The sequence below is a fragment of the Streptomyces adelaidensis genome (genome assembly GCF_016598475.1).
GTDB classification, from domain to species: domain Bacteria; phylum Actinomycetota; class Actinomycetes; order Streptomycetales; family Streptomycetaceae; genus Streptomyces; species Streptomyces adelaidensis.
In genome coordinates this window covers 1-13175 of the sequence record NZ_JAEMUX010000048.1, presented here as the reverse complement: position 1 = coordinate 13175, position 13175 = coordinate 1, and the positions used below count along the sequence as shown (strand labels likewise).

The 13175-nt window shown below is 71.5% G+C and carries 9 protein-coding genes; 7 read left to right on the top strand and 2 right to left on the bottom strand.

Annotation, left to right across the window (positions count from 1 at the left end; translation table 11 throughout):
- Positions 1-204 precede the first annotated feature (204 nt).
- From I8N67_RS25325 to moeZ, 7 genes are all read left to right on the top strand, one after another.
- Positions 205-1263: an alpha/beta fold hydrolase gene (locus I8N67_RS25325; RefSeq protein WP_200305855.1), complete on the top strand. Its 1059-nt coding sequence runs from the start codon at positions 205-207 to the stop codon at positions 1261-1263.
- Between the two features lie 7 nt (positions 1264-1270).
- Complete coding sequence (locus I8N67_RS25320) at positions 1271-2872, top strand: DUF3152 domain-containing protein (protein WP_200305853.1); 1602 nt, start codon at positions 1271-1273, stop codon at positions 2870-2872.
- 372 nt (positions 2873-3244) lie between these two features.
- On the top strand, positions 3245-5284 hold the full coding sequence (locus tag I8N67_RS25315) for a DUF3492 domain-containing protein (protein ID WP_200305851.1): 2040 nt from the start codon (positions 3245-3247) through the stop codon (positions 5282-5284).
- Positions 5281-6648, top strand: coding sequence for a hypothetical protein (locus tag I8N67_RS25310; RefSeq protein ID WP_234046264.1), 1368 nt, complete (start codon positions 5281-5283; stop codon positions 6646-6648). Before I8N67_RS25315 ends, I8N67_RS25310 begins: the two co-directional genes overlap by 4 nt.
- A 201-nt stretch (positions 6649-6849) precedes the next feature.
- A complete protein-coding gene (locus tag I8N67_RS25305) occupies positions 6850-7809 on the top strand; it encodes an NAD-dependent epimerase/dehydratase family protein (RefSeq protein WP_200305849.1) in 960 nt (319 codons plus the stop codon).
- Positions 7797-8546 (top strand): spherulation-specific family 4 protein, encoded by a 750-nt coding sequence (locus I8N67_RS25300; protein ID WP_200305847.1) that lies wholly within the window; start codon positions 7797-7799, stop codon positions 8544-8546. Before I8N67_RS25305 ends, I8N67_RS25300 begins: the two co-directional genes overlap by 13 nt.
- 63 nt (positions 8547-8609) lie before the next feature.
- Complete coding sequence (gene moeZ / locus I8N67_RS25295) at positions 8610-9788, top strand: adenylyltransferase/sulfurtransferase MoeZ (protein WP_200305845.1); 1179 nt, start codon at positions 8610-8612, stop codon at positions 9786-9788.
- Between the two features lie 65 nt (positions 9789-9853).
- Here moeZ and I8N67_RS25290 read toward each other — a convergent pair whose 3' ends face one another.
- Positions 9854-11368, bottom strand: coding sequence for an alpha/beta hydrolase (locus tag I8N67_RS25290; protein ID WP_200305843.1), 1515 nt, complete (start codon positions 11366-11368; stop codon positions 9854-9856).
- 120 nt (positions 11369-11488) lie between these two features.
- Positions 11489-13039, bottom strand: a complete 1551-nt coding sequence (locus tag I8N67_RS25285) for an alpha/beta hydrolase (RefSeq protein ID WP_200305841.1) — start codon at positions 13037-13039, stop codon at positions 11489-11491.
- Between the last annotated feature and the right edge of the window lie 136 nt (positions 13040-13175).

Below are 13175 nucleotides of genomic sequence, written 5' to 3'. Positions count from 1 at the left end.
CGTCTCGCGGTGATCCTTCCGTACGGCCCGAGTGCTCCCTCCGGGCCCGTCAGCGCTCCCTCCGTGCTCGTCCGCGTTCCCTGCGCGCCCCGGTCTAACCCGTGCGTACTGGCGCGATATCCGCCGCGACATCTGGCGAGATCTGTGACGGCGAACACAGGCGAACACATGAGCCACTGCGTGATCGTCTCGTAACATTGCCGCATGTCTTCGACCGAGCTGCCGTCCCTGCTGACCGCCACCGCGTCGCCGAAGGCGAGTGCCGTGCGGGTGGCGCCCGGGGAGCGGATGAGATCGGTCCGGCTGCCGGGGATCACACTGGCGGTGCGGTCGAGACCGCCGGCCCGCGAGGGACTGCCGCCCGCCCTGTACGTCCATGGCCTGGGCGGCTCCTCGCAGAACTGGTCCGCGCTGATGCCGCTGCTCGACGGGCTCGTGGCCAGTGAGGCGATCGACCTGCCCGGCTTCGGCGACTCGCCGCCGCCGGACGACGGCAACTACTCGATCACGGGACACGCGCGCGCGGTCATCCGTCACCTCGACGCCGCCGGGCGCGGCCCCGTGCACCTCTTCGGCAATTCCCTCGGCGGCGCGGTCACCACCCGCGTCGCCGCCCTGCGCCCCGACCTCGTCCGCACCCTGACCCTCGTGTCGCCCGCGCTGCCGGAGCTCCGCGTCCAGCGGGCCGCCCTGCCGACCGGGATGCTCGCCCTGCCGGGCGCCGCCGCCCTCTTCACCCGCTTCACCAGAGGCTGGACCGCCGAGCAGCGCGTACGGGGGGTCACGGCCCTCTGTTACGGCGACCCCGGCCGCGTCACGGAGGAGGGCTTCCGCAACGCCGTGGAGGAGATGGAGCGGCGCCTCCAACTCCCGTACATGTGGGACGCGTTGACGCGGTCCGCGCGCGGGATCGTGGACGCGTACACGCTGGGCGGACAGCACTCCCTCTGGCGCCAGGCCGAGCGCGTCCTCGCCCCGACCCTGCTTGTCTACGGCCGCCGCGACCAACTCGTCGGCTACCGAATGGCCCAGCGCGCCGCCCGCTCCTTCCGCGGCTCCCGCCTCGTCTCCCTGCCGGACGCGGGGCACGTGGCGATGATGGAGTACCCGGAGGCGGTCGCCGCGGCGTTCCGTGAACTGCTGGTCGACACAGGGAATTTGAGTGACGGCGGCCCGGTCCGTGGCCCCGGACCGGGCGGCGCTGACGGTGACACGACTGCAGCGGAGGGGTCCGCCACGGGCTCTCCAGGTGTGGGGAGCTGAGGCGCGCGTGGGACGGCACAGCCGCAAGGGGCGGGCGCCGAAAGGCGATACGAGCGGGAGGGCGGGGCCCCGGACGAACACGTCCGCGGAGCCGGACGACGGCGCGCCGGCGGCGCCGCGGCCACCGGAGGCGGCCGGGCCTCCGGGAGCCCGCGCGCCTGCTCACGGCGGCCCGCGCTATCCCGGCGGCACGCCCGCGCACGGTTTTCCCCGGCTTCCTGACGGCACGCCGGCGCACGGTATGCCGCGTTTCCCCGACGCGACGCCTTCGCACGGTTTTCCCCGAGCGCCTGATGGCACGCCCTCGCACGGCGGCCCGCGCTATCCCGACGGCACGCCTTCGCACGGTTTTCCCCGCCTCGCCGACGGTGCCCCGGCCCGCGGTTTTCCGCAGAGCCGTGGTGATCACCCCGAGCAGCGTGAAGCGGGTGGGGGCTGGGGGCAGTCGGGTGGTGGTGGGCGCCAGACGGGTGCCGGACGCGGCGTGGCGCACGGGGCTCCCGCGGAGGCCCCATATGGTGTGCCGCACGAGGCGGCGGCTCCCGGCGCCCCGTACGGCGTGCCCCCTGAGAGTTCTGGCCGCCGCGTCCCCATTCCCCGGCAGCGGCAGGAGACCATGCCCCCCGGTGGCCCCCGCCAGGCCTATCTGGATGCCTTCAACGAGGTCGACGACGTCTTCGCGCCCGGCCGGACGCACCGCGCCGCGTGGGATGCCGATGCCGGCGTCCGGGTCGAGACGGCTCTCGAAGAGAAGCCGCTGCGCGACGGCGACCCGCCCACGGTCGTCGAGACGGCGAAGGGCGGAAAAGGGCGGACGTTCGCCGGGATCGCCGCCGCCGCGGTCACGACCGTGCTGGCTGTCATCGTGGGCGGACAGGCGGTCGGCGGACAGGACGACACCGCCACTCGGACGCAGGCCGCCGAGGCGGGCGACCGCGATGTGCGCGACACCTCACGCAGCGACAACCGGCCCACACCGTCCAGTACGCCGAGCGCGAGCGTGACCCCACTGTCGTACGACGAGAAGATGGGCAAGAAGTACACCCTCGCCGCGGACCTGGAGGGAAACGGGAAGTTCGAGGCGGCCAAGGGCTTCGACAAGGCGCCGGGCAAGGGGCAGAAGTTCCGCTACCGGGTCGATGTCGAGAAGGGGCTCGGACTGGACGCCGAGCTCTTCGCCGAGGCCGTGCAGAAGACCTTGAACGACGAGCGCAGTTGGGCCCACGGCGGTGGCCGTACGTTCGAGCGGATCTCCTCCGGGACGCCGGACTTCGTGATCACGCTGGCGAGCCCTGGCACCACCGCGACCTGGTGCGCCAAGTCGGGCCTCGACACGACCGTGGACAACGTGTCCTGCGATTCGGCCGCCACCGAACGCGTGATGATCAATGCGTACCGCTGGGCCCAGGGGTCGAAGACATACGGTGATCAGATCCATGCGTACCGGCAAATGTTGATCAACCATGAAGTCGGTCACCGTCTCGGCTACAGCCATGTGACCTGCGACAAGGACGGCGAACTCGCGCCCGTCATGCAGCAGCAGAGCAAGTTCCTCACCTATGACGGGATCACGTGCAAGGCCAACCCGTGGGCGTACCCCGGGAGTTGAGGGGAGTTTCGCCTCGGTGGGGCCTGGTGGGGCCTGGTGGGGCCTGGTGGGGCCTGGTGGGGCCTGGTGGGGCCTGGTGGGGCCTGGCGACGCACGATGCCGATCCCGTTCGCGTGCGCACGAGTTCAGCGGCGGCAGGCGCCGGCGCGTCGGCATAGCGCGTGCCCTCGCTGCCGAGCTGACGCCAAGTAGTCGCTTGATCCCCTAGCGCGACAAAACGCGTTCCGCTAGGGAAAGTTACGACCGTTCACCCCTTTTGGTGGTGCGATGGACAACCGTCCGTCGCGCCACCGCCTTGTCCGCATACGTTCGTCCCGCTGCGAGCCGCCGGGTGAACGGCGGCTCCCCAAACGGGAGATCGGGGGTGCACGCGTGCGCATCGGACTGCTTACGGAGGGTGGCTATCCGTATGTGAGCGGTGACGCCAGGCTCTGGTGCGACCGACTCGTACGTGGGTTGGAGCGACACGAGTTCGACATCTACGCGCTCAGTCGGAGCGAGCGGCAGGAAGACGAAGGCTGGATCCCGCTGCCGCAACAGGTCAGCCGGGTCCGTACGGCCCCGCTGTGGACGGCTGAGGACGACGGCGTCGTCCATGGCCGCCGGGCGCGCAGGCGCTTCGCGGAGGCGTACGGCGAACTGGCGGCGGCGGTGTGCTCCGGGGGCGGGGGCGGGCCGGTCGGCGCTGCCGGGTTGCTCGAAGTGGTGGGGGGAGCCGGGGCCGATGGGACCGGGGATGCCGCGAAGGCCCGGGATGCCCGGGATGCCGGGAAGGCTTCCGAGGGTGGTTCCGATGTCGAGGCGGACCGTTTCGGCAATGCGCTGTACGGGTTGGCCGAGTTGGCCCGCGACGAGGGCGGACTGGTGGGTGCGCTGCGCTCGGAAGTCGCGGTGCGGACACTGGAGCGCGCTTGTCGTGCGCCGGGCGCACTACGCGGGGCCCGCGAGGCGCGCGTACCGGATCTGCTGACAGTCGCCTCGCACCTCGAACGCGCCCTACGCCCCCTCTCGCTCGACTGGTACGAGGACGACGGGCTCGGCTCGGTCGACCTGTGCCACGCGGCGGCGGGCGGCTCGGCCGCACTGCCCGGGCTGCTGGCCCGCCACTTCCACGGGGTGCCGCTGCTGGTCACCGAGTACGGCGTGCCGCTGCGGGCGCACTACCTCGGCGCCTCCGGGGAGGCGCCGGTGCGCGCCCTGCTCGCGGCCTTCCACCGGCGGCTGACCGCCGAGGTCTACCGACAGGCCGCCTGCCTCACCCCCGGCAACACCCACGCCCGCCGCTGGCAGGAGCGCTGCGGCGCCGACCGCGCCAGGATCAGGACGGTCTATCCCGGCATGGAGGCGTCCCGTTTCGCGGAGGTCGGCGAGTCACCGGAGTGCGCTGACCCGCACACGCTGGTCTGGGTCGGCCGCATCGAACCCGCCAAGGACCTGATCTCCCTGCTGCACGCCTTCGCCGAGGTCCGCCGGGCCGAGCCCAAGGCGCGGCTCAGGATCGTCGGGGCCGCCGCGGGCACCGAGGGGGCCGCCTATCTGGGCCACTGCAAGGCTCTGGCCGCACAGCTCTTCCCCGACGAGGCGGACGGCATCCACGCGGTCGGTGACAACCCCGTCTCCTTTGAGGAGGTCGGCGACCCGGCCGTCCCCGACCTGGCCGATGCGTACGCGGCGGGTGCCGTGGTGGTGCTGTCGAGCGTCGTCGAGGGCTTCCCGATCAGTCTCGTCGAGGCGATGTTCTGCGCCCGGCCGACGGTGTCCACCGACGTGGGCGCGGTCGTGGAGGTCATCGGCGGCACCGGGCTCGTCGTCCCGCCGCGCAATCCGCGGGCGCTCGCCGAGGCGTGCGTGGCACTCCTGCGTGAACCCGAGCGCCGCGCGCGCCTCGGCGCGGCCGCCCGCGCACGAGCCCTCGAACTCTTCACCGTCGAGCAGAACGTCGCGGCATTTCGTGGCATCTACCTGGAGGTCGTCTCCCACGCCCCGGTACGCAAGGTCGTCCTCGACGACACCGGCGAACCACTGCCGTTCGGAGCCCCCGCCGAGGCCCATGTGCCCGGCCGGTGGACCGAGTCACGGCTGGTGGCGGGGAGCCTCGGGGTGGCCGGGGTCGCCGGAGTCGCAGGCCTCGGCGGAGTCGTCGCCGGCCGCCCGCGCTGGGCCCTCGACGAGTCGGCCCGGGCCACGACACCGGTCCGCGCCACGACCTCGGGGATGACGACGCCGGATGCGACGCCGGTACCGGCTTCGGCTACAGCACCGGTTCCGGCTCCAGCCGCAACGCCTGGCACGGCTTCGGCTTCGGCTTCGATTTCGGCTTCGGCTTCGACTCCGGCACCGGTCGGGGCCGCTGCGGCGTCTCCTGACGCGGCGGCCGGGGAGCCGGTGCCCGCGGTGGAGGGGGCGCGATGAGCGAGCTGAAGCTGGACGGGCTGCACAGGTGGGACAGGCTGGAGGGGCTACACGAGGGGGACGGGCTGGACCGCTCGGGCGCACTGAGTGGAGCGGGTGAGCCGAGTGAGCTGAGCGAGCCGGGGCATCGGAAGCTGCCGGGTGACACCGATGCCGGGACCTTGCCCGGTCCGGAGTCCCCCCTGGATGTCATGGGCTCACCCGGCGCCGTCGGCCCACCGGATTCCGCCGGCATACCGGGCGTGATGGTTCCCCCGGCCGACGGCTCCACCGCTGCCGTCCCCAAGCCCGCCACCCCCAGACGCGGTGGCGTCGACCCCGTGAAGGCCTTGATGCACCGGCACCGGGAGCTCTGCGAGCGGGCGGTCGACCCGCTGGAGATCGCCGCCGGGCTGGAGGCGCACGGGGTGACCGACCGGACGGCCGCCCGCTTTCGGCACCGGGACGTGTTCTCCCTCGCCGAGGAGATGTACGCACGCGTGTCCCGAGACGCGCAGGCATCCACGGAGCGCGAGCCGATGACGAGTGCGCCCGGCGCGCGTGGCGGATGGGCCGTGCTCGCCCTGCTGCCGGGCGCACTGTGCGCGGCGGCCGTGACCGGAGTACGGCTCACCGACGGCCAACCGCGCCTCGCGGTAGCCGCCGGCGGTGCGCTCGCCGTGGCGCTCGGCCTCCGCGTGGCCCTCCGACGGGGCCCGCTACGCACCCCGTCCGGCACGACGAGCCGTATCCGCGTCTGGACCTGCTGGCTGATCGCGTACGCCCTCCTCGGCGACGGTCTGCTCGCCGCCGGACTCGACGGCGGCCCCCACGGCCTCTGGCCCCTGGCCACCGCGCCCCTGCTCGCGCTCGCTCTGTCCTGCGCCCCCGCCATCTGGTGCGCCCACCTCCTCTCCGTACGAGCCCGCCGCAAACTCGCCGCCAGCCGAGGCCTCGCGGAGTTCGCCGACTCCGTGAAACCCCTGATCCTCGGCGTGTTCGCGCTCCACCTGTGCGTCCTGGGCGCCCTGCTCGCGCTGTGCGGAGCGGTCCTGGGCGAGCCCGCCGAATACGCCGGAGCGGGCGCCCTCGGCGCACTCCTCCTGCTCGCCCGCCTCCTCACCGCGCACGGCTTCGCCCACGCGCCGGCCATCGCCCTCCACACGGCCGCCCTGGCCGAGGCGATCGCGTTGGCCACCGTCTTCGCGAGCCGCCTGCCCGGCTGCTCCTTCCTGGCCGCCCCGGTCGAGACCGTCGCCGACGTCTGGGGGCCCGGCGCCGTCCCGGCCCTCGTCTGCGGCACCGCGGCGCTCGTCCTGCTAGTCCACGCCACCCGCACGCTGACCCGGGCCTCGGCCCACGTCCTGCCTTCGGAGGCGACCTGACCCCACCTCGGTCTTCGCCACGGCGGTCGCACACCGCGGTGGCGGATCCGAGCCCGACTGACGCGCGGGACTTCCGTCCCGTCCGTCCCCTCCCGCGGGGCCGACACCGCGGGCCCACCTCAGCACTCACGGCACCACCCCAGAAGGAGAACGCCAGATGATCACCTCCCGAACCGGAGAACCCGCCCCGGGAGCCGCCCGATGAGGGTCCTGCTGATCGGAGCCAACGGATACCTCGGCCGCTTCGTCGCCGAACGTCTGCTCGCCGACCCGGCCGTGCAGCTCACCGCTCTCGGCCGGGGCGACGACGCCGACGTACGGTTCGACCTCGCCACCGGCAGCCCTGGAGCGCTCACCCGCTTCCTGGACGCCGTCCACCCCGGAGTCGTCGTCAACTGCGCGGGCGCCACCCGCGGCGGAGCCCGCGAACTCACCCGGCACAACACGGTCGCCGTCGCCACCATCTGCGAGGCCCTGCGCCGCAGCGGCTGCGGGGCACGCCTGGTGCAGCTCGGCTGCGGCGCCGAATACGGCCCCAGCCAGCCAGGCTCCTCCACCCCGGAGGACGCCGTGCCCCGTCCCGGCGGCCCGTACGGCGTGAGCAAACTCGCCGCCACCGAACTCGTCCTCGGCTCCGGCCTGGACGCCGTGGTCCTCCGTGTCTTCTCGCCCGCCGGACCCGGCACCCCCGCCGGCTCGCCGCTCGGCCGCCTCGCCGAGGCCATGCGCCGCGCCATGCAGTCCGGCGACGGCGAACTCAAACTCGGCGGACTCGGCGTCCAGCGCGACTTCGTCGACGTACGCGACGTCGCCCGCGCCGTCCACGCCGCCTCGCTCTCCGCCGCCCAAGGCGTGATCAACATCGGCTCGGGCCGTGCCGTGCGTCTCCGTGACGCCGCCGCCGTCCTCGCCCGCGTCGCCGGCTACGGCGGCGCCCTGCACGAACTCGACGCCCCGCCCGGCCCCCTCAGGCCGACCATCGGCCACCCCCGTCCCGAACCGGACCACGCCGGCCCCGTCTCCTACCCCTACCCCGACGGCTGCGGCAGCTGGCAGCAGGCCGATGTGCGCACCGCCCGCGACCGGCTCGGCTGGCGGCCCCGGATCAACCTGGAGGAGTCCCTCGCCGACATCTGGATGGAGGCGGCATGCCGTATCTGACCCCCGCCGCGTCCGGCACCGCGAGCACCGACTTAAGCCTCGGCTTCGGCATTCCCGGCTATGCGCACCCCCTCGTCGCTCCCCTGGAATGGGGCGAACTCACCCGCCCCGGCACCCCACTGCACTGGGTCGTCCTGAACATCTCCGACGGCCCCGGCACCCGCCCCGACCCCCGCTGCCTGGAGGCCGCCGGACGGCTGCGCAACGCGGGCATCCGTGTCCTCGGCCACCTCGACCTGACATATGGCGCGCGTGCCTTCGGCGAGATCTTCACCGACGCACAGCGCTATCTCGACTGGTACCAGGCCGACGGCTTCCTGCTGGACCGCTGCCCCACCGAGCCCAGCGCGCTCCCCGAGATCCGCCGCACGGCCACCACGCTCCGTGCGGTCCTCGGCGGCGGCCACATCGTCCTCGGCCACGGCACCCACCCGTACCCGGGATATGCCGAGACAGCCGACCAACTGGTGACCTTCTCCGGCCCCTGGAGCGACTACCGCTGGTCGCAGGTGGCCGAATGGACCGCCGACCATCCGCCCGAGCGCTTCTGCCACTTCGTCCACGGTGTCCCGCGCGGCCACCTCGACGAGGCGCTGCGCATCGCCCGCTGGCAGGGCGCCGCCACGATCTACTTCACCGACCGCACGGACCGCGGCGGCCGGACCGACCCCTGGGAGACGATGCCCGGCTACTGGGACGAAATCGTCTCGCTGGTTGGAACAGGTGTCTCGGAATGAAAGAGGGCGTGGCAGTGTTACGGGGAGAACAACTGTAGTGATTGACCGACCAACGGAGTCCCCGTGTCGCTGCCACCCCTGGTCGAGCCCGCTTCCGAGCTCACCGTAGACGAGGTCCGCAGGTACTCCCGCCACCTGATCATCCCCGACGTCGGGATGGACGGGCAGAAGCGGCTGAAGAACGCCAAGGTGCTCTGTGTGGGCGCGGGCGGCCTGGGCTCGCCGGCGCTGATGTACCTGGCCGCCGCGGGCGTCGGCACGCTCGGCATCGTGGAGTTCGACGAGGTCGACGAGTCGAACCTGCAGCGCCAGATCATCCACAGCCAGGCCGACATCGGCCGCTCCAAGGCCGAGTCCGCGCGCGACTCCGTCATCGGCATCAACCCGTACGTGAACGTGATCCTCCACGAAGAGCGGCTTGAGGCCGAGAACGTGAAGGAGATCTTCAGCCAGTACGACCTGATCGTCGACGGCACGGACAACTTCGCGACCCGTTACCTGGTCAACGATGCCGCCGTGCTGCTGAACAAGCCGTACGTCTGGGGCTCGATCTACCGCTTCGACGGCCAGGCCTCCGTCTTCTGGGCCGAGCACGGCCCCTGCTACCGCTGCCTCTACCCGGAGCCCCCGCCGCCGGGCATGGTCCCCTCCTGCGCCGAGGGCGGTGTCCTCGGCGTGCTGTGCGCGTCCATCGGCTCCATCCAGGTCAACGAGGCGATCAAGCTCCTCGCGGGCATCGGCGAGCCCCTCCTCGGCCGCCTGATGATCTACGACGCCCTGGAGATGCAGTACCGCCAGGTCAAGGTCCGCAAGGACCCGAACTGCGCCGTCTGCGGCGAGAACCCCACCGTCACCGAGCTCATCGACTACGAGGCCTTCTGCGGCGTCGTCTCCGAAGAGGCCCAGGAAGCGGCCGCCGGCTCGACGATCACTCCCAAGCAGCTCAAGGAGTTGATCGACGACGGCGAGAACATCGAGATCATCGACGTCCGCGAGATCAACGAGTACGAGATCGTCTCCATCCCGGGCGCCAAGCTGATCCCGAAGAACGAGTTCCTCATGGGCACCGCCCTGGAGACCCTCCCGCAGGACAAGAAGATCGTCTTGCACTGCAAGACGGGTGTCCGCAGTGCGGAAGTCCTCGCGGTCCTGAAGTCGGCCGGCTTCTCCGACGCCGTCCACGTCGGCGGCGGTGTGATCGGCTGGGTGAACCAGATCGAGCCGCACAAGCCGGTCTACTAGACACAGGCCTTCCTGGAAGGGGCTCGGCACCACGGGTGCCGGGCCCCTCTCCGCTGTGGGGCCGACTACGTGCAGACCTTGCCGTCCTTCGGCACACTCCCGTCCAACAGATACGCGTTCACCGTCGAGTCGACACAGCTGCTGCCGCTGCCGTACGCCCCATGGCCCTCGCCCTTCCAGGTGAGCACCACACCGACGCCCTCGCCCAACTCCTCGGCCATCTTCTGCGCGCCCTCGTACGGTGTCGCCGGGTCCCCGGTGTTGCCCACCACGAGGACGGCCTCCGCGCCAGGTGCGCTCACCTCCGGGGAGTCCGTCAGGCCGGACACCGGCCAGTCGTGGCACCAGCCCGCGGTGTCCCAGCCCAGGTACTCGCCGAAGACGGGCGAGATCTCCCGGAATTCGGGGAGCAGCTTCTTCGTCTCCTCCGGTGTGGGCCGCTGCTTCTGGTCCAGGCACGATATGACTCGTTGTGAGTGGGTCGTCGTGCCGTAGCTGCCCGACGGTTCGCGCTCGTTGTAGCCGTCGGCCAGCGCGAGCAACTCGGTGCCGTCGCCGTCCTCGGCCGCGTCGAGCGCGCTGGTCAGGGTCGGCCAGCTCTGCTCGCTGTAGAGCGGCAGAACGATGCCGGTGATCGCCAGCGTCTGGGTGAGCTCACGGCCGGACGTCGTCGCCAGCGGCTCGGCGTCGATCCGCTCCAGCAGGTCCTCGATCTTCCGAGTGCCTTCCTTCGGGTCCTGGCCCGTGGACGTGAGGTAGTTGTCGAGAGCGCGCTGGAAGCCCAGGGCCTGGTTCTTCGCGTGACCCACCGTGTCGGCGGTCGGGTCGACCACCGCGTCCAGGACCAGCCGCCCCACATTTTCGGGGAACAGGTGGGCGTAGACGCCGCCGAGTTCGGTGCCGTAGGAGATGCCGAAGTAGTGGAGCTTGTCGTCGCCGAGGACCTGGCGCATGAGGTCCATGTCACGAGCGGTCTCGGTGGTCGAGACGTGCGACAGCAGCTTGCCCGCCGCCTTCTCGCAGCCGGCGCCGAAGTCGGTCGCGTCCTTGAAGAAGGCCGTCTCCTCGCTCGCGTCGTCCGGTGTGGCGTCCACCGACTCGCCCGCCTGGATCTCCTTGTCGCTACGGCAGCGCACCCCCTCGCTGTCGGCGACCCCGCGCGGATCCCAGCTCACCAGGTCGTACCGCTTGTGCAACTCGTCGGTGAGCGCCGCGTAGGACGGCAGCATCGACACGCCGGAGCCGCCGGGGCCACCGAAGTTGAACAGGAGCGAACCGAGTCGTTCACTGTCGCCGCCGGTCGCCTTGCTGCGGATCAGCGCGAGCCCGATCGTCCCGCCGTCCGGCTTCGTGTGGTCCAGCGGCACCTCCAGCGTCGCGCACTGCCAGTCGCCGCCCGGCGCCGGACCCTCCGATGTCGCTTCGCAGCTCCCCCAGTCGAGCTTCTGGGACGCCGGCGAAGAGGCCGAGCCCTCTTTGCCGTCCGTACCGTCGTCCGTCCTCTCGTCCGTGCCGCCACTACAGCCGGCGAGCAGCAACACGGCCGCGGCCAGAGCCGCTCCGCGCGGAAATCGCGCCATGAGTGCGTTCCCCCCTCTTGCGATACCGTCCGCCGCATGTCGCGAATGGCAGTGATGCCATGGTATGCGGACTGCCCGGAACACCGAGATGGCCTGTGGATAACGATCTGACCTGCATGTTTACGAGCAGATCGTGCCGGCTTTCGGTACCTTCCCCGTCAGTAGATAGCCGTCCACGGCCGTCTTCACGCACGCATTCCCGCTGTCGTACGCACCGTGCCCCTGCCCCCTGTACGTCAACTCGACACCGACTCCCGCCCCGAGCGCCTCGGCCATCCTCCGCGCGCCCTCGTACGGCGTGGCCGGGTCGCCCGTGTTGCCGATCACGAGGATCGGGGCCGAGCCCGGAGCACGCATATCGGGATGGTCGGCCGCGCCGGCGACGGCCCAGTCGGTGCAGGTGAGCATGGACCAGGCCAGCCATTCGCCGAAGACGGGAGAGGCCGCCCGGAACTCGGCCAGCTTCGTCTCCACGTCCTCGGCGGTGTAGCGCTGCTTGGCGTCGGCGCAGCTGATGGAGACGTTCGCCGCGGTGATGTTGCTGTACTCGCCGTTCTCGCTGCGCCCGTTCATCAAGTCGGACAGCAGCATCAGCAGGCCGTCGTCCCCGCCGTATGCCTGATCGAGACCCTCGGTCAGATACGGCCACAAGTCCTGGGAGTACAGGGCCTGGGCGATGCCGGTGGTGGCGGCGACCTCGGTGAGGTCGCGGGGGAAGGTTCCGGGGATCGGCTTGCGGTCGAGGTCGCCGAGCAGCTTGATGATCCGGTCCTGGACGTCCTGCTCGGTGTCACCGACCGGGCATTCCTCCGCCTTCGACACGCAGTCCCGCGCATAGTTGTCGAGCGCCAGCTGGAAGCCCTTGGCCTGTCCGAGCGAGCTCTGCTCCGGTGTCCGCGTCGGGTCGACCACCGCGTCGAACACGGCCCGCCCCACGTTCTTGGGGAACAGGTGGGCGTAGACGCCGCCGAGTTCGGTGCCGTAGGAGATGCCGAAGTAGTGGAGCTTGTCGTCGCCGAGGACCTGGCGCATGAGGTCCATGTCACGGGCCGCGTCCGTGGTGCGGACGTGCGGGAGGGTCTTGCGGGAGTTCTTCTCGCAGGCGGAGTTGAACGTCTTCGTGTTGTCGAGGAGCTCCTTTCGCTCGGCCGCGTCGTCCGGTGTCCCGTCCTGCTGGAAGTACTCGTCGAGTTCGTCGTCGTCCTCGCACTCGATACCCGCGCTGCGGCCGACGCCGCGCGGGTCGAAGCTCACCAGGTCGTAGCGGGCGCGCAGTTGGGCATAGTCCTCGCCGAAGCCGGGGAGCGTCTTGACGCCCGAACCGCCGGGGCCGCCGAAGTTGAAGACGAGCGAGCCGATGCGCTGCCCTTCGGCGCCGCTGGACCGGGCCCGGATCAGCGCGATGGGGAGCGTGTCGCCGTCGGGGTCGTCCCAGTCGAGGGGGGCCTTCATGGTGGCGCACTGCCAGACCTCGCCGTCCGGCAGCGGCGAGGGCGCGGTGCCACCGCCCTCGGACTCCGACGGTGCCTCGCAGGTCTTCCAGCTCAGCTTCTGGGCCGTCAGGTCCTCGTCGTCGCCTTTGGCCTCGTCGCCGCAGCCCGCCGCCGACAGGGCCAGCAGTACGGCGATGGCGGTCACGGCGATGGTGCGCGGCCGGGGCGGGGTGGGCATGTTCCCATCCTGGAGCCGCCCGGGTCGGTGCGCTCGGGGCGCGGTCCGTGCGGGTGAGACGCGGGACAGGCCTGTAGGCGCGCGTGGGGCACTGTCCGGCTCGTCACGCGCGCGTGACGACCACCCGCGTACACCT